Source organism: Bradyrhizobium sp. YR681, from assembly GCF_000282615.1.
Lineage (GTDB): Bacteria > Pseudomonadota > Alphaproteobacteria > Rhizobiales > Xanthobacteraceae > Bradyrhizobium.
The window spans coordinates 76,410-90,593 of record NZ_AKIY01000183.1; the positions used below are offsets into that span (position 1 = coordinate 76,410).

The window sequence follows — 14,184 nt, forward strand, 5'->3', positions numbered from 1 at the left end:
ATGAATTTCGACGACACCCCGCAGGAAGCCGAATTTCGCAGCTTGGCGCGCGCCTGGATCGGCGCCAACGCGCCCAAGGAATATGAGGAGGATCTGCGCAAATCCTCGCTCGGCCGTACCGTGCTCAAGAACGGCAACATCCTCGAAGTGGCAAAGGCCTGGCAGAGGAAGAAGGCCGATGCCGGCTGGGCCTGTCTGCACTGGCCAAAGGAGTATGGCGGCCGCGGCTCGTCGCCGATCGAGCGTGTGATCTGGCAACAGGAAGAGGGGCCGTTCGGCCAGCTGTCGCGCATGTTCATCATCGGCCACGGCATGTGCGGGCCGACCATGATGGCGTTCGCGCGCGAGGAGCATAAGCGCACCTATCTGCCGCCGCTCGCATCCGGCGAAAAGGTCTGGTGCCAACTGTTCTCCGAACCGGCCGGCGGCTCGGATGTCGCGGGTCTGCGCACGCGCGCGGAAAAGGACGGCGATGACTGGGTGATCAACGGCCAGAAGATCTGGACGTCGGGCGCGCATTATTCCGACTACGGCATTTTGCTCACCCGCACCGATCCCACCGTGCCCAAGCACAAAGGTCTCACCATGTTCTTCCTGGACATGAAGAGCCCGGGCGTCGAGGTCAGGCCGATCAAGCAGGCGAGCGGTGCCTCCGACTTCAACGAGGTCTATTTCACCAATGTCCGCATTCCCGATCATCAACGCCTCGGCGAGGTCGGTGATGGCTGGAACGTCTCGCTGACCACGCTGATGAACGAGCGCAGCGCGATCGGCGCGGCCGTCTCGACCGGCTTCCCCGAACTGTTCGAATATTGCTCCAGCCTGATGCTCGACGATGGTCCCGCGATCGAGGATCGCGCGGTGCGCTCGAAGCTGGCGAACTGGGCGGTGAAGGCGAGCGGGCTGAAATACACCAGCATGCGCGCGATCTCGGCGTTGTCGAAGGGCGAGCGGCCGGGCCCGGAAAATTCCATCGGCAAGCTGGTGGCGGGTTCGATGATCCAGGACGTCGCGACCTACGCACTGGACCTGCAGGGCGCGAGCGGCGTGGTCAGCGGCGAGGATGCCGAGCTCGCCGGCCGTTTCCAGGCGATGCTGCTGCGTGCGCCCGGCACGCGCGTCGAGGGCGGCACCGACGAGATCATGCGCAACATCATCGCCGAGCGGGTGCTGGGCCTGCCCGGCGATATCCGTGTCGACAAGGACGTGCCGTTCAACAAGATCCCGACGAAGGGAAGATGAGTTTCTTGTCCCGGACGCGGTGCGGTACGAAGTGCCGCTCCGCAGAGCCGGGACACAGCAGGTCACGATGGCCCCGGCTCTGCAGCGCACCGCTTCGCGCTGCGCAGCGTCCGGGGCGCGAGAGAGGAGAGTTCGAAGATGAATTTCGACGACACCCCGCAGGAAGCCGCATTCCGCGCAACCGCGCGCAAATGGGTCGAGGCCAATGCGCCGAAGGAGCTGCATGCCGAGCTGTCGAAATCCTCGCTCGGCCGCATCCGGCTTGCGAAGCACGACATCGTCGATGTCGGCAAGGCCTGGCAGAAGAAGAAGTTCGAGGGCAACTGGGCCTGCCTGCACTGGCCGAAGAACTATGGCGGCCGCGACGCCACGCCGATCGAGAAGGTGATCTGGCAGCAGGAGGAAGGCGTCTACGGCAAGCTGACGCAGCCGTTCCAGATCGGCGAGGGCATGTGCGGCCCGACCGTGATGGCCTGGGGCAGCGAGGATGCCAAGCGCCGCTATCTGCCGAAGCTGGCCTCGGGCGAGGAGATCTGGTGCCAGCTGTTCTCCGAGCCGTCCGCCGGCTCCGACGTCGCGGGCCTGCGCACGCGTGCGCAGAAGAAGGGCGACAATTGGGTCGTCAACGGCCAGAAGATCTGGACCTCCGGCGCGCATTATTCCGACTTCGGTCTTTTGATCGCGCGCACCGATCCTGATGTCCCCAAGCACAAGGGCCTCACCATGTTCTTCCTGGACATGAAGAGCCCCGGCGTCGAGGTCCGCCCGATCAGGCAGGCCAACGGCATGCAGGAGTTCAACGAGGTCTATTTCACCGACGTCGTGATTCCCGACAGCCAGCGGCTCGGCGCCGTTGGCGAGGGCTGGAGCGTCTCGCTGACCACGCTGATGAACGAACGCATGTCGATCGGCTCGCGGCTCGCAACCGGCGTCCCTGAACTGTTCGAGTTCTGCTCGAACCTGATGCTGGAGGACGGGCTCGCCATCGACGATCCCGCCGTGCGCTCGAAGCTTGCGAGCTGGGCGGTGAAGGCGAGCGGCTTGAAATACACCAGCTACCGCGCGATCTCGTCGCTGTCGAAGGGCGAGCGGCCGGGGCCGGAAAACTCCATCGGCAAGCTGGTCTCGGGCATGATGCTCCAGGACATCGCGACCTACGCCATGGACCTGCAGGGTGCGGCCGGTGCTCTCACCGGCACGGACGAGGAGACGGTGCAGGGCCAATTCCAGCAGATGCTGCTGTCATCGCCCTCGATGCGCATCGCCGGCGGCACCGACGAGATTTTGCGCAACATCATCGCCGAGCGCGTGCTGGGATTGCCGGGCGACATCCGCGTTGACAAGGATGTGCCGTATAACAAGATCCCGACCAAGGGGCGGTAGACGTGACTTGTAGGGTGGATTAGCGAAACGCAATCCACCACGTCTGTCGACGCGGAAACAGAAGAGGTGGGTTACGCCTTCGGCTAACCCACCCTACGAAGAGAACCAATCCATGGACGCACAAGTGAAACAAAACGACCGCATCGGCGTGCTCGAAGAGCTCCTCAACGAGCGCTATTCCGTCCGCGCCTTCCTGCCCAGGGAAGTCGATCGCGCCACCATCGAACACGTGCTGACCACCGCGCAACGCACCGCGTCCTGGTGCAACAGCCAGCCCTGGCAGGTCATCATCGCCAGCGGCGAGGCCAAGGAGCGCTTCCGCCAGCTGATCTACAAGGAAGCTTCAGGCGGTCTTGGCGACGATTACGATTTCACGCCGCCGCGCGAATATGGCGGGGTCTATCTCGAACGCCGTCGCGAAAGCGGTTTTCAGCTCTACAACACGCTCGGCATCGCCCGCGGCGATAGAAGCGCCTACGCCAAACAGGCGCTGGAGAACTACAATTTCTTCGGTGCGCCGCATGTCGCGATCATTCACACCAACGAGCCGCTCGGCATCTATGGTGCGATCGATTGCGGCGCCTATGTTTCGAATTTCATGCTGGCCGCGCAGGCACTTGGCCTCGGCACCATTCCGCAGGCGGCGCTGGCGCGCCATTCCGGCCTGATCCGCAATTACTTCAAGCTGTCCGACGATCGCCGTGTCGTCTGCGGCATCTCGTTCGGCTATGCCGACAACGCACACAAGGTCAACAGTTACCGCACCTCGCGTGCGAGCGTGGCCGATACGGTGACGTTCGTCGAGGAGTGATCACGCGCGTAAAGGCGGCCGCAGAAACGGCCGCCTTTACCTTTCACCTTGCTCGCACGGCTATCCGCCGCTGCCGCCGATCACGGCGCGCACGGTCTCGTCGGGGCCGAAGTCTTCGGCGCCATCGACATAGAGCAGCGCCGCGAGCTTCGAGCGGGCGCGGTTGACACGGCTCTTGATCGTGCCGACGGCACAGCCGCAGATCGAGGCCGCGTCCTCATAGGAGAAGCCGGAGGCGCCGACCAGGATGAGCGCTTCGCGCTGGTCCTGCGGAAGCTTCTCGAGCGCGGTGCGAAACTCCTCGAATTCGAGATGCGCGTTCTGCGAGGGCTGCGTCTTCAGTGTCTTCGCATAATTGCCCTCGGCATCCTCGACCTCGCGCCGCCGCTTGCGATAGTCGGAGCGGAACAGATTGCGCAGAATCGTGAACAGCCACGCCGGCAGATTGGAGCCGGGCTGGAACGAGTCGATGTTGGCGAGCGCGCGCAGCAGGGTTTCCTGCACCAGATCGTCGGCACGATCCGCATTGCCGCTAAGTGAGATGGCGAACGCGCGCAGGCTCGGCACGGACGCCAGGATGTCGTCACGCAAGGAGTTCGTGAGAGGCATTAGACCCTCCCATTGTTGTTGTCGTTCGAGCCCCCACTGCCATCCTCCTGGGGAGTGCCTCCCGGCGTATCAAGCTTCTTGATCAGTTCCGCGAACCGATCCGGAACCCCCTGTCGCACGACGTCGTCGTACATGGCGCGGAGTTGATGCCCGATCCGGGATTGGATCTCCGGAGTGAGCCCTCCCTTGCCGGGGGTCGTGCTTTTGCTGGCTTGAGACTTGAGATCTTTCATGACCTGTTCCACGTTTCCCCGAGTTAAGTGACTGTAAAACCGAGAAGTTCTCTCAACCGGGAGCCGTTCCCTGGACGAGTTCAATTCCAGCTACGACAAAAAGTTCCGCCCCGAAGGGAACTTTTCTTATTCTGATGCGTCATCAGCCCCGGTAGGGGAACCCGGGCCTCCCCTCGCAGTTCCCTTTTTCAAGGTTGGTCCGAAATGAATGGAGTGGGGATGTCCCGTTCGCAGCTTGTTGCTGAACACTTGCCGTTGTTGCGCCGGTATGCGCGCGCCCTGACGGGCAGCCAGGCCTCCGGTGACGCCTATGTCGCAGCCATGCTGGAAGCCATGCTGGGCGATCCGTCCGTGCTCGACGAGAGCCACGGGCCGCGCGCCGGCCTGTTCCGGCTGTTCACCCAGATCTGGAATTCAGTTTCCGTCAACGACGATTCCGAGGTGACGACCCTGCCGATGCCGCCGGAGCGGCGGCTGTCGAACATCACGCCGCTGCCGCGGCAGGCCTTCCTGCTGCTCTCGCTCGAGGGATTTTCGGAGGAGGAGGTCGCCTATGTCCTCGGCACCGACGTCGCCGAGACGCGGCGGCTTGCGGACGCTGCTGGACGCGAGATGGCGGCCGAGATCGCCACCGACGTGCTGATCATCGAGGACGAGACCTTCATCGCCATGGATCTCGAGAGCCTGGTGAAGAATCTCGGCCACAATGTCGTCGGCGTCGCGCGCACCCATGCCGATGCGGTGGCGCTGGCCAAGAACAAGCGGCCCGGCCTGATCCTCGCCGACATCCAGCTCGCCGACGGATCGTCGGGCCTCGACGCCGTCAACGAGCTGCTGCGCACCTTCGAGGTGCCGGTGGTGTTCATCACCGCCTATCCGGAGCGCTTCCTCACCGGCGAGCGCCCCGAGCCGGCGTTCCTGATCTCAAAGCCATTCCAGCCCGCGATGGTGTCGGCGGTGGCGAGCCAGGCGCTGTTCTTCCAGCGCAACTCGCGCAATCGCACGCCCAAGGCGCCGGCGGCGTAACAAGGCGCCGGCGGCCTGAGATTCGGCGAAGCCATTTGATCCGGCGTGCTGCAAGGCACGCCGGATTTTTTGTGCCCGCTTGACGGGCATCGCGTTCGCCGCTCATACCTTGCGCGTGCCCCAATCGGAGACGTGCCCATGAACCCGCAGCTTCTCGACCGCCTCGCCATCCGCGACCTCGTCGAGAACTGGGCGGTGTGGCGCGACGCCGGTGATTGGGAGCGCTTTGCGACCGTCTGGCATGACGAAGGCTGGATGTCCGCCACCTGGTTTCAGGGACCGGCGCAGGATTTCATCCGCGTCAGCCAGGAGGGATTCGCCAAGGGCGTCCGCATCCTGCATTTCCTCGGCGGCACCAGCATCGACCTTGCAGGCGAGCGGGCCATTGCGCAGACCAAGATGACGATCTCGCAGCGTGCGCCGGTGCACGACGTGCTCTGCGACGTCGTCTGCACCGGGCGCTTCTACGATTTCCTGGAGAAGCGGCAGGGCGCCTGGGGCATCGTCCGCCGCCAGCCGATCTACGAGAAGGACCGGATCGATCCGGTCGATCCCGCCGCGACGCTTCAACTCGACCAGAAGGCGCTCGCCGGCCTCCCCGAAGGCTATCGCCACCTCGCCTACATGCAGGAATTGATCGGCTACAAGGTCAAGCGCGACATGCCGGGCCTGACCGGCGCCGAAGTCGAGAAGCTCTATGGCGAGGGGCGGGACTGGCTGGCGGGGAAGGCGAAGTGAGGCCGAGACAAAAGTAAGGCGCGACTGGCATCACCACAGTCGCGCCCTACGTCGCCGGCTTATGGGGCAGGGGGGAATAGCCGGCTGTTGAGACGACTCTCAGGCGCGGGAGTCGTTCCAGGCGCTTGCAAATTTTTTTGTGCGGCCTGCCGGGATTTGCGCACACGGTTAAGTGATCTTAACGGCTGAGAACTCCTGCTCGGCTCCTCGCGTTGTTCCCGCGATCGCCATGGGGCGAGGGATCAACAGCCATGTCACAGATTTACAAAGCATTTTTAGGTGCCGTCGCGATTACGTTCGCGCTTGGCGCTGCGCAGCTGGCCTCCGGCCACGATCTGGCCGACCGATGGCAGACGGTCCCTGACAGGGTCGACAAGCCCGGCCACAACATTAATCGCTCCGGAAAGTCCGACCGGCTCGCCGATATCAAGCAGGGAGTTCCCAGCCGCACCGTGTCGATGCGGCTGAACGACCTCGCCGACACGTCGGTGCTGCTGCGGGTGCCCGCGGTGATCGAGACCGGCAACGCCAAGCCGCCGACCCTGCTTCAGAACCAGAGGCAGGGCCGCAACAGGCCGACGGTAGCCTGCGAGCCGATGGTCAGCTCCCTGACCGAGGTCGCAAAATTGCTTCAGCCCGGCCGCTGCGTGACCTGAACCGGCCTGGCCTGCCGGACAGATCGCCCTTCCGCCGGAGGGGCGATTTTTCACGTCCACTTGATCCCCTATCCCCGTACGTTATATCCCGGGTTTCTCCCCCTTTTGATTGACCGGGTAAACGCATGACGACGTCAGATACGGCTGTGCATACGCAGCCTTTCCAGGCCGAGGTTTCCGAGCTTCTGCACCTGATGGTGCACTCCGTCTATTCGGAGACGGACATTTTCCTGCGCGAGCTCGTCTCCAACGCCTCGGATGCCTGTGACAAATTGCGCTACGAGGCGATCGCCAGCCCGTCGCTGCTGTGCGAGGGCGAGGCGCTCAAGATCCGGATCATCCCGAACAAGACCGCCGGAACGCTCACGATTGCCGACAACGGCATCGGCATGGAGCGTCAGGAGCTGATTGATCATCTCGGCACCATCGCCCGCTCCGGCACCAAGGCCTTCGTCTCGAAGCTGAAGGAGGCCAAGGACGGTCTCGGCCTGATCGGCCAGTTCGGCGTCGGCTTCTATTCCGCCTTCATGGTCGCCGAGAAGATCGTCGTCGTCAGCCGCCGCGCCGGCGAGAGCGACGTCTGGTCCTGGACGTCATCAGGCGGCTCCGGTTTCGAGATCGCACGCGCCGGCGATGAGGAAGCGGCCCGCGTGGCGCGTGGCAGCGAGATCGTCCTGCACCTGAAGGACGATGCGAAGAAATATCTCGAGGCCTACGAGATCGAGCGCATCATCGGCGCCTATTCCGACAACATCCTGTTCCCCATCGAGCTCGTGCCTGAAGAAGGCGAGCCGCGCCAGATCAATTCGGCGAGCGCGCTGTGGCAGCGCTCGAAATCCGAGCTGACCGCGGAGGATTACAAGAAGGCCTATCAGCAGATCGCCTCCGCCTTCGACGATCCCGCGATGACGCTGCACTACCGTGCCGAGGGCCGTTACTCCTATGCAGTGCTGCTGTTCGCGCCGTCGACAAAGCCGTTCGACCTGTTCGAGCCCTCGCGCAAGGGGCGCGTCAAGCTCTATGTCCGCCGCGTCTTCATCACCGACGATGCGGACCTGTTGCCGGGCTATCTGCGCTTCATCCGCGGCGTGGTCGACAGCGAGGATCTCCCGCTCAACATCTCGCGCGAGATGCTCCAGAACAATCCGCAGCTCGCGCAGATCCGGAAAGCCGTGGCGACACGCGTCGTGTCCGAGCTCGAAAGCCTAGCCGACAAGGATCCGGAGAATTTTGCAAGGATCTGGGACGCTTTTGGCGCGGCGCTGAAAGAGGGCATCTACGAGGATTTCGAGCGTCGCGAAAAGCTGCTCGCGTTGTCGCGCTTCACCACGACCTCGGGCGAGAAACGTTCGCTAAAGGACGTCATCGCCGATTTCAAGCCGAACCAGACCGAGATCTATTACCTCGTCGGCGACAGCATCGAGCGGCTGAAATCCAATCCGCGGCTGGAAGCCGCGACCGCGCGCGGCATCGAGGTGCTGCTGCTGTCCGATCCCGTCGATGCCTTCTGGACCTCGATGCCGACGGAGTTCGACGGCAAGCCGCTGAAGTCGCTGAGCCAGGGCGATCTCAATCTCGACCTGATCCCGCGCACCGACGAGGCCGACGAGGCGAAGAAGGACGCGCCTGAGGCCGATGAAGCCGCCACCATCGCGGTGATCAAGGCCGCGCTCGGCGAGCGCGTCAGCGACGTCAAGGCCTCGACGCGTCTCACCAGCTCGGCCTCCTGTCTCGTGGCCGACAGCCAGGGCCCGAGCCGCGAGCTCGAACGCATCCTGGCGCAGCAGAACCGCGGTATGCGCACCAAACCGGTGCTCGAGATCAATCTGCGCCACCCGATGGTCGGTGCCATCACCAAGGCGCAGGCCGGCTCCAAGGCCGTCGACGATCTCAGCCTGCTCCTGCTCGAACAGGCGCAGATCCTGGACGGCGAGCTGCCGGAAGACCCGGCAGCGTTTGCGGCGCGGTTGAACCGGCTGGTGTTGCAGGGGCTCGGCGGCTAGCGCCGCCCTCACCTTGCCGTCATCTGTCCTCAGGAACAGTCGCCTCCCGCGGGGTGTTATGCCATAGGAGGCCGTCGGCATCAGGTCCGCCGGCGCACCGATTCGAGGATGTCTTCATGCGTTTGCCGATCCTGACCCTCACCGCCGTCCTCACGCTGTTTGCTGCGGCAGATGCGCGCGCCCAGACCTATGATCCGCGTTATCCGGTGTGCATGCATGTCTACATGCCCGGCGGTTTCGGCGGTGGCGGCGGCGATTATTTCGACTGCTCCTTCACGTCGCTGCCGCAATGCCGCGCCACGGCGTCGGGCCGCTCCGCCAGCTGCGACGTCAACCCCTACTACGCCTTCGACGAACCGCCGCCGCCGCGTAAGCGTCACAAGAAGGTGCATTGAGCGGTCCGTGATGCGGCGCGCAGGAGCACTTGTCATGCGTTTTGGGTTCGGTCTGATTGCAGTCGTCGGCGCCGCGCTCGCGGCCGCGCCGTCGCACGCGCAGACCTTCGACCCGCGCTATCCTGTCTGCCTGCATATCTATTCCGGCTCAAGCGGTGGTGGCGGGGAGTGGTACGACTGCTCCTTCACCTCGCTGCCGCAGTGCCGTGCCACCGCGACAGGCCGTGCCGCGACCTGCGATCTCAATCCGTATTATCCGGTGAACGCACCGCCGCCGCGCCCGCGCCACAGGAGAGGCGGGTAGCCTCAGGACGACTGCGCCTTTTTGACTGCGGCGACGATCGCGTCGGTCAACTGCCAGGTCATCTTGTCCGTGGTCCAGTCGCTTGCGTGCAGCCTGGTGTCGTCGCCGGGGTCGACCATCCGGTCGAACGAGATCTTCGCGACCTCGTGCCAGCCCCGCATCAGTTCGAAACGGCGGAAGACGTTGATGCGCGCCTTGTGCGCGATGTCGCTGATTGTCTCGACCATGCGGATCGCCTTGCCGACATTGGCCGATGTCAGCAGCGCCGGCACATATTGCAGGTCCATCAGGATCACGTCGATCCCTCCGTTCACAAGCAGCTGATCGACGCCGTCAGAGATGGCCCTCCTGGTCTCGTCGAAGGTCGGTGGATTCTGATCCGCCGGTTGCCACACCGCATTGGTGCCGACCTGCCAGATCACGAGATCCGGCTTCTGTTCGAAGACGTCGTGCTTGAACCGCAAGAGCTCCTTGGGAGCCTCTTCGCCGCCAACGCCCCGGTTGATGACGTCGATCCCGGCTTTCGGGAATTTGCTCCGGAGGTCCGCCAGCAGTCGTTGCGGATAGGGCGCGATGCCTCCTTCGCCCGCTGTGGTCGACGAGCCGATCGCGACCACCTTGGCCTGTCCGTCCGTCAATCGGCGGGCAAAATGGGTGAGCGGCTGCTCGAACGGCGTTGCATTGACGGGAATCTGTGAAAGGTCGAGCGCCATGGATGCCTCCCTGTCGCGACAATGACAACTTCAGGTAGCGAAAAGCATAGCTTGTTTTGCTGTGGCGTGCCTAGTCCCGTAAGGCCGGCCATTCTTCGTCCGGATCGCTAGTCCTTCCTGATCCCCGACAGCTCCACCACCTTGCGCCAGCGGTCGGTCTCGACCGTCAGCATGGCGCCGAACTCGCCGGCATTGCCGTGCAGCGGGATCGCGCCGAGCTCGGCGATGCGGGCCCTGATCCCGGCGTCGGACAGCGCGTTGTCGATTTCGCGATTGAGCAGGTCGACGATCTCGCGCGGCGTGTCGTGCGGGGCGCCGACGCCATAGAACGAGCTTGTCTCGTATCCGGCAAGCGTGTCCGCGATCGGCGGGACGTCCGGCAGGATCTCCGAGCGCTCGCGCGTGGTGACGCCGAGCGCGCGCAGCTTGCCGGCGCGCACCAGCTCGAACGAGGAGGTGACGTTGTCGAACATGCCCTGGATCTGGCCGCTCATCACGTCGGTCAGGCCCGGCGCCGAACCGCGATAGGGCACATGGGTGAACTGCACGCCGGCCAGCGACTTGAACAATTCGCCGGACAGATGCAGCGAGGTGCCGATGCCGGAGGAGGCGATCGACATCTTGCCGGCATTGGCCTTGGCGTAAGCGACGAAGTCCGCGACGCTCTTCACCGGCAGGTCGTTGTTGACGACCAGCACCAGCGGAATTCGTGCGACCCCGGCGACGGGCGCGATGCCCTTCGCGAAATCATATGGCAGCGCCGGATCGAACGAGGCGTTGATCGCATTGGCGGTCGAGGTTAGCAGCAGCGTATAGCCGTCGGGCGCGGAGGCGATCACCGCCTGCGTGCCGATATTGCTGCCGGCGCCCGGCTTGTTCTCGACCACGAAAGTCTGTCCGAACCGGTCGGACAGGCGCTGGCAGAGCAGCCGTGACAGCACGTCGGTGGCCCCGCCCGGCGCATACGGCACCACCCATTTCACACTGCGCGAGGGGTAGGAGGGGTTGCCGATCGCAAATGCGCGCGGCGCTGCGAGCGCGGCGGCGGCACAGGCGGCGGTCTGAAGGAAATGGCGTCTGGTGATCATCGCGGGCCCCGGTTCATCTCTCGTACGGGAGAGGCGGACGCGCGCGGCGCGCCCGAATGGCTGGAATTGCTATCGCAAGAATCGCGCCGGGCCGCACGCCGTTCCCGGCGGCTTGGTAAAGGATGACTGGAGTTAATCGAGTGCTAACCGGCTTTTACCTTGTCTCTTAACACCTGGGCAGGGCGCGCGGATTAAGGTGCCGGAACCAGCAGACACGTTCCGAAAGAATGAACGGCATGACCACCGGCGTCATCGAGCAACCGAAAGCCGCGCGCGCGCCGTCGGCGTCAAAGATCTGGCTGAAGGCGATCGAGCTCACGGCACGGATCGAGACGCTGCCCGGGCGTTTGTTCGCCGACGTCGTCGACGATTGGGCGCGCCGCCAGCCCGACCGCCTCGCGCTGGTCGCGGATGACGCGAGCCTGGATTACGAGGGCCTGTCGAAACGGATCAACCGCTATGCGCGCTGGGCGTGCTCGGTCGGCCTTGCCAAGGGCGACACCGTTGCGCTGATCATGCCGAACGGCATCGACTACGTCGCGGCATGGCTCGGCATCAGCCGGGTCGGCGGTGTGGTCGCGCTGATCAACACAAAACTCGTCGGTCCATCGCTGGCGCATTGCCTTGATGTCGCAAGGCCCCTGCACGTCATTATCGCGCATGATCTGGTCGAGACGCTGGAGAGCGCGAAGCCGCACCTGACAACGGAAGCAAAGATCTGGATTCACGGCGATGCCCGAAGCGAGCGCGCCATCGACGTCGCGCTTGCCGCGCTCGATGATGGTCCGCTCTCGCCCGGGGAACGTGGCGACGTCACCATCGACGACCGCGCGCTGCTGATCTACACGTCCGGCACGACAGGCCTGCCGAAGGCCGCCAGCATCAGCCATCGCCGCATCCTCAATTGGGGTTTCTGGTTCGCGGGTCTTGCCGGCACTACGCCGCAAGACCGGCTCTACGACTGTCTGCCGTTGTTCCATTCGGTTGGCGGCATCGTCGCGCCGTGCAGCATGCTTGCCGCCGGCGGCTCGGTGGTGATCGCGGAGAAATTCTCGGCCTCGAACTTCTGGCCCGACATCGTGCGGCACGACTGCACGCTGTTCCAGTATATCGGCGAGCTCTGCCGCTATCTGTTGAAGGCGCCGCCCTCGGAATACGAGAACCGCCATCGCTTACGGCTCGCTTGCGGCAACGGCCTGCGCGGCGACATCTGGGCGGATTTTCAGGCGCGTTTCGCCATTCCCCGCATCCTCGAATTCTATGCGGCGACCGAAGGCAATTTCTCGCTGTTCAACGTCGAGGGCCAGCCGGGCGCGATCGGCCGCATTCCCCCGCTGCTCGCGCATCGTTTTCCCGCCAGTCTCGTCAAGCTCGATCCCGATAGCGGTGCCCCGCTGCGCAACGACGAGGGCTTCTGCCTCGCCTGCGCGCGCGGCGAGGCCGGCGAAGCCATCGGCCGCATCGGCTCGGCCGATCAAGGCGGCGGCCGCTTCGAGGGCTACACCGATGCCGGCGAGACCGAGAAGAAGATCTTGCGCGATGTCTTCGCCAAAGGCGACGCCTGGTTCCGCACCGGCGATCTGATGCGGCTCGACGACAAGGGATTCTTTCATTTCGTCGACCGCATCGGCGACACTTTCCGCTGGAAGGGCGAGAACGTCGCGACCTCCGAGGTCAACGATGCCGTCCGCGATTTCACCGGCGTCATCGACGCCACCACCTATGGCGTCAGCATTGCCGGCACCGACGGCCGCGCCGGCATGAGCGCGATCGTCGTGAACGAGGGTTTTGACATCGCCGCGCTGCCTGCGCATCTGGCGCAGCGCCTGCCGGCCTACGCCCGCCCGGTCTTCATCCGCATCTCGGGCGAGCTCGATGCGACCGAGACCTTCAAGCAGAAAAAGGGCGAGCTTGCCCGTGAGGGATTCGATCCCGCTGCGATCGCCGACCCGCTGTTCATGCTGGAGCCGACATCCGGCGGCTATGTTGCGCTGAATGCGGAGATATACGCACGGATCCTGGACGGCGGAATCAGGCTGTAGCCGCGTGAAAATCCGGAGATAGGTCCAATTTTATCTGAATTGTCCAAGAGCCCATTTACTTCTGTCCGGTAAACACACGGGCATGGGAGGCGGTCAGCAAGAGCCGCCGCAAGAAACTCGATCGATTAACTCAACATGAGGCGATGAAGCCATGTCGGTACGGTCCAAGGTCATTGAAGCGATCCAGCAGATCGCCAGGGAACAGCACGTCACGCTCCCCGCGCTCTCGGACGATCTGTCCCTGCACGAGACGGGCTTCGACTCGCTCGCCTTCGCGATCCTCGTGGCGCGGCTCGAGGACGAGACCGGCGTCGATCCCTTCACCATTTCCGAGGACGCAGCGTTCCCCGCCACGGTCGGCGATTTCGTGCGGGCCTACGAAAATGTCCCCGCGTGAGATCTTTGCGCTCCGCGACCATCTCGGCGCGGAGCTGACAGGCCGTACGATCTCGGATGCGCACGATGTCGTGTCGCTGACCGATATCCTGTCGCACACGGTTCTGGGCGGCCGCCTGCGTGAGCTGTCCGGTCGCGCCGTGCTGCTCAAGCTGTCCGACCAGCTCCGGTCGAGCCTTGCCATGATCGAGCTCGACGGCATCGCCCGTCGCATGCTGCTGTGCCCGCCCGATCTCAACCCGGCCTACCTCGATGCCCTGATCGCGGACGCCGGGATCGATGCCGTCGTCACCGACGAGCCTGAACATTGGGCCGAGACCGGCGTATCGCTCGTCGTTACCGCACAATTGCCGCTTGAAGTCACCACGCCTGTTGGCACCGAGCGTGCCACCGAATGGCTGATGCTGACGTCGGGTACGTCGGGCGTGCCGAAAATCGTCGGCCATACGCTGGAAGCGCTGACCGGCGCCATCGTCGCAGAAGGTCCCGCAAAGGGGCCCGCGCCGGTGTGGGCGACGTTCTACGACATCCGCCGTTATGGCGGG

Annotated in this window: 15 protein-coding genes and 1 pseudogene; 12 read left to right on the forward strand and 4 right to left on the reverse strand. The window is 64.2% G+C overall.

The genetic code is table 11. The annotated features are described in order from the left end of the window. The 3 genes from PMI42_RS14800 (at position 1) to PMI42_RS14810 (ending at position 3,436) form a co-directional block, all read left to right on the forward strand. Entirely contained in the window at positions 1 to 1,242 is a 1,242-nt protein-coding gene (locus tag PMI42_RS14800; protein WP_008135376.1) for an acyl-CoA dehydrogenase, read from the forward strand. A gap of 138 nt (positions 1,243 to 1,380) precedes the next feature. Beyond that, on the forward strand, positions 1,381 to 2,625 hold the full coding sequence (locus PMI42_RS14805) for an acyl-CoA dehydrogenase (protein ID WP_008135377.1): 1,245 nt from the start codon (positions 1,381 to 1,383) through the stop codon (positions 2,623 to 2,625). Positions 2,626 to 2,737: 112 nt separating this feature from the next. After that, positions 2,738 to 3,436 (forward strand): nitroreductase, encoded by a 699-nt coding sequence (locus PMI42_RS14810; RefSeq protein WP_008135379.1) that lies wholly within the window; start codon positions 2,738 to 2,740, stop codon positions 3,434 to 3,436. A gap of 60 nt (positions 3,437 to 3,496) precedes the next feature. Here the strand turns inward: PMI42_RS14810 and PMI42_RS14815 are convergent, their stop codons facing one another. Both PMI42_RS14815 and PMI42_RS14820 read right to left on the reverse strand, forming a co-directional pair. Continuing rightward, positions 3,497 to 4,045 carry a sigma-70 family RNA polymerase sigma factor gene (locus PMI42_RS14815; protein WP_008135380.1) on the reverse strand — a complete coding sequence of 183 codons (549 nt, stop codon included), beginning with the start codon at positions 4,043 to 4,045 and terminating at the stop codon, positions 3,497 to 3,499. Next, positions 4,045 to 4,278 carry a NepR family anti-sigma factor gene (locus PMI42_RS14820; RefSeq protein WP_008135382.1) on the reverse strand — a complete coding sequence of 78 codons (234 nt, stop codon included), beginning with the start codon at positions 4,276 to 4,278 and terminating at the stop codon, positions 4,045 to 4,047. Before PMI42_RS14820 ends, PMI42_RS14815 begins: the two co-directional genes overlap by 1 nt. Before the next feature lie 219 nt (positions 4,279 to 4,497). Here PMI42_RS14820 and PMI42_RS14825 point away from each other — a divergent pair, with 219 nt between their 5' ends. The 6 genes from PMI42_RS14825 to PMI42_RS14850 all read left to right on the forward strand — a co-directional run bounded on the left by PMI42_RS14825 (position 4,498) and on the right by PMI42_RS14850 (position 9,400). Beyond that, positions 4,498 to 5,304: a response regulator gene (locus PMI42_RS14825; RefSeq protein ID WP_008135383.1), complete on the forward strand. Its 807-nt coding sequence runs from the start codon at positions 4,498 to 4,500 to the stop codon at positions 5,302 to 5,304. A 138-nt stretch (positions 5,305 to 5,442) separates the two neighbouring features. Beyond that, on the forward strand, positions 5,443 to 6,042 hold the full coding sequence (locus tag PMI42_RS14830; RefSeq protein ID WP_008135384.1) for a nuclear transport factor 2 family protein: 600 nt from the start codon (positions 5,443 to 5,445) through the stop codon (positions 6,040 to 6,042). 251 nt (positions 6,043 to 6,293) lie between these two features. After that, positions 6,294 to 6,698, forward strand: a complete 405-nt coding sequence (locus PMI42_RS14835; protein ID WP_008135385.1) for a hypothetical protein — start codon at positions 6,294 to 6,296, stop codon at positions 6,696 to 6,698. Between the two features lie 125 nt (positions 6,699 to 6,823). Then, positions 6,824 to 8,701 carry a molecular chaperone HtpG gene (htpG, locus tag PMI42_RS14840; RefSeq protein WP_008135387.1) on the forward strand — a complete coding sequence of 626 codons (1,878 nt, stop codon included), beginning with the start codon at positions 6,824 to 6,826 and terminating at the stop codon, positions 8,699 to 8,701. A gap of 116 nt (positions 8,702 to 8,817) precedes the next feature. Continuing rightward, complete coding sequence (locus PMI42_RS14845; RefSeq protein ID WP_008135388.1) at positions 8,818 to 9,096, forward strand: DUF3551 domain-containing protein; 279 nt, start codon at positions 8,818 to 8,820, stop codon at positions 9,094 to 9,096. Positions 9,097 to 9,130: 34 nt separating this feature from the next. Continuing rightward, entirely contained in the window at positions 9,131 to 9,400 is a 270-nt protein-coding gene (locus PMI42_RS14850) for a DUF3551 domain-containing protein (protein ID WP_008135389.1), read from the forward strand. A 2-nt stretch (positions 9,401 to 9,402) separates the two neighbouring features. Here PMI42_RS14850 and PMI42_RS14855 read toward each other — a convergent pair whose 3' ends face one another. Next, complete coding sequence (locus PMI42_RS14855; RefSeq protein ID WP_008135391.1) at positions 9,403 to 10,113, reverse strand: SGNH/GDSL hydrolase family protein; 711 nt, start codon at positions 10,111 to 10,113, stop codon at positions 9,403 to 9,405. A gap of 107 nt (positions 10,114 to 10,220) precedes the next feature. Continuing rightward, a complete protein-coding gene (locus tag PMI42_RS14860) occupies positions 10,221 to 11,201 on the reverse strand; it encodes a Bug family tripartite tricarboxylate transporter substrate binding protein (RefSeq protein WP_008135392.1) in 981 nt (326 codons plus the stop codon). Positions 11,202 to 11,428: 227 nt separating this feature from the next. On the opposite strand from PMI42_RS14860, the gene PMI42_RS14865 reads away from it, so the two are divergent. The 3 genes and pseudogenes from PMI42_RS14865 to PMI42_RS14875 all read left to right on the forward strand — a co-directional run. Beyond that, a complete protein-coding gene (locus PMI42_RS14865; RefSeq protein ID WP_008135394.1) occupies positions 11,429 to 13,243 on the forward strand; it encodes a long-chain-acyl-CoA synthetase in 1,815 nt (604 codons plus the stop codon). 151 nt (positions 13,244 to 13,394) lie between these two features. Then, the gene (locus PMI42_RS14870) at positions 13,395 to 13,640 is read left to right on the forward strand and encodes an acyl carrier protein (RefSeq protein ID WP_008135396.1); all 246 of its coding nucleotides are present in this window, start codon (positions 13,395 to 13,397) and stop codon (positions 13,638 to 13,640) included. Then, a pseudogene (locus PMI42_RS14875) lies at positions 13,627 to 14,184 on the forward strand (long-chain fatty acid--CoA ligase); the annotation flags it as partial. The gene PMI42_RS14870 and the pseudogene PMI42_RS14875, both read left to right, overlap by 14 nt.

Coding starts and splice junctions, on each gene's coding strand:
- PMI42_RS14800 (WP_008135376.1), top strand. CDS start 1: ATGAATTTCGACGACACCCCGCAGGAAGCCGAATTTCGCAGCTTGGCG.
- PMI42_RS14805 (WP_008135377.1), top strand. CDS start 1,381: ATGAATTTCGACGACACCCCGCAGGAAGCCGCATTCCGCGCAACCGCG.
- PMI42_RS14810 (WP_008135379.1), top strand. CDS start 2,738: ATGGACGCACAAGTGAAACAAAACGACCGCATCGGCGTGCTCGAAGAG.
- PMI42_RS14815 (WP_008135380.1), bottom strand. CDS start 4,045: ATGCCTCTCACGAACTCCTTGCGTGACGACATCCTGGCGTCCGTGCCG.
- PMI42_RS14820 (WP_008135382.1), bottom strand. CDS start 4,278: ATGAAAGATCTCAAGTCTCAAGCCAGCAAAAGCACGACCCCCGGCAAG.
- PMI42_RS14825 (WP_008135383.1), top strand. CDS start 4,498: ATGTCCCGTTCGCAGCTTGTTGCTGAACACTTGCCGTTGTTGCGCCGG.
- PMI42_RS14830 (WP_008135384.1), top strand. CDS start 5,443: ATGAACCCGCAGCTTCTCGACCGCCTCGCCATCCGCGACCTCGTCGAG.
- PMI42_RS14835 (WP_008135385.1), top strand. CDS start 6,294: ATGTCACAGATTTACAAAGCATTTTTAGGTGCCGTCGCGATTACGTTC.
- htpG (WP_008135387.1), top strand. CDS start 6,824: ATGACGACGTCAGATACGGCTGTGCATACGCAGCCTTTCCAGGCCGAG.
- PMI42_RS14845 (WP_008135388.1), top strand. CDS start 8,818: ATGCGTTTGCCGATCCTGACCCTCACCGCCGTCCTCACGCTGTTTGCT.
- PMI42_RS14850 (WP_008135389.1), top strand. CDS start 9,131: ATGCGTTTTGGGTTCGGTCTGATTGCAGTCGTCGGCGCCGCGCTCGCG.
- PMI42_RS14855 (WP_008135391.1), bottom strand. CDS start 10,113: ATGGCGCTCGACCTTTCACAGATTCCCGTCAATGCAACGCCGTTCGAG.
- PMI42_RS14860 (WP_008135392.1), bottom strand. CDS start 11,201: ATGATCACCAGACGCCATTTCCTTCAGACCGCCGCCTGTGCCGCCGCC.
- PMI42_RS14865 (WP_008135394.1), top strand. CDS start 11,429: ATGAACGGCATGACCACCGGCGTCATCGAGCAACCGAAAGCCGCGCGC.
- PMI42_RS14870 (WP_008135396.1), top strand. CDS start 13,395: ATGTCGGTACGGTCCAAGGTCATTGAAGCGATCCAGCAGATCGCCAGG.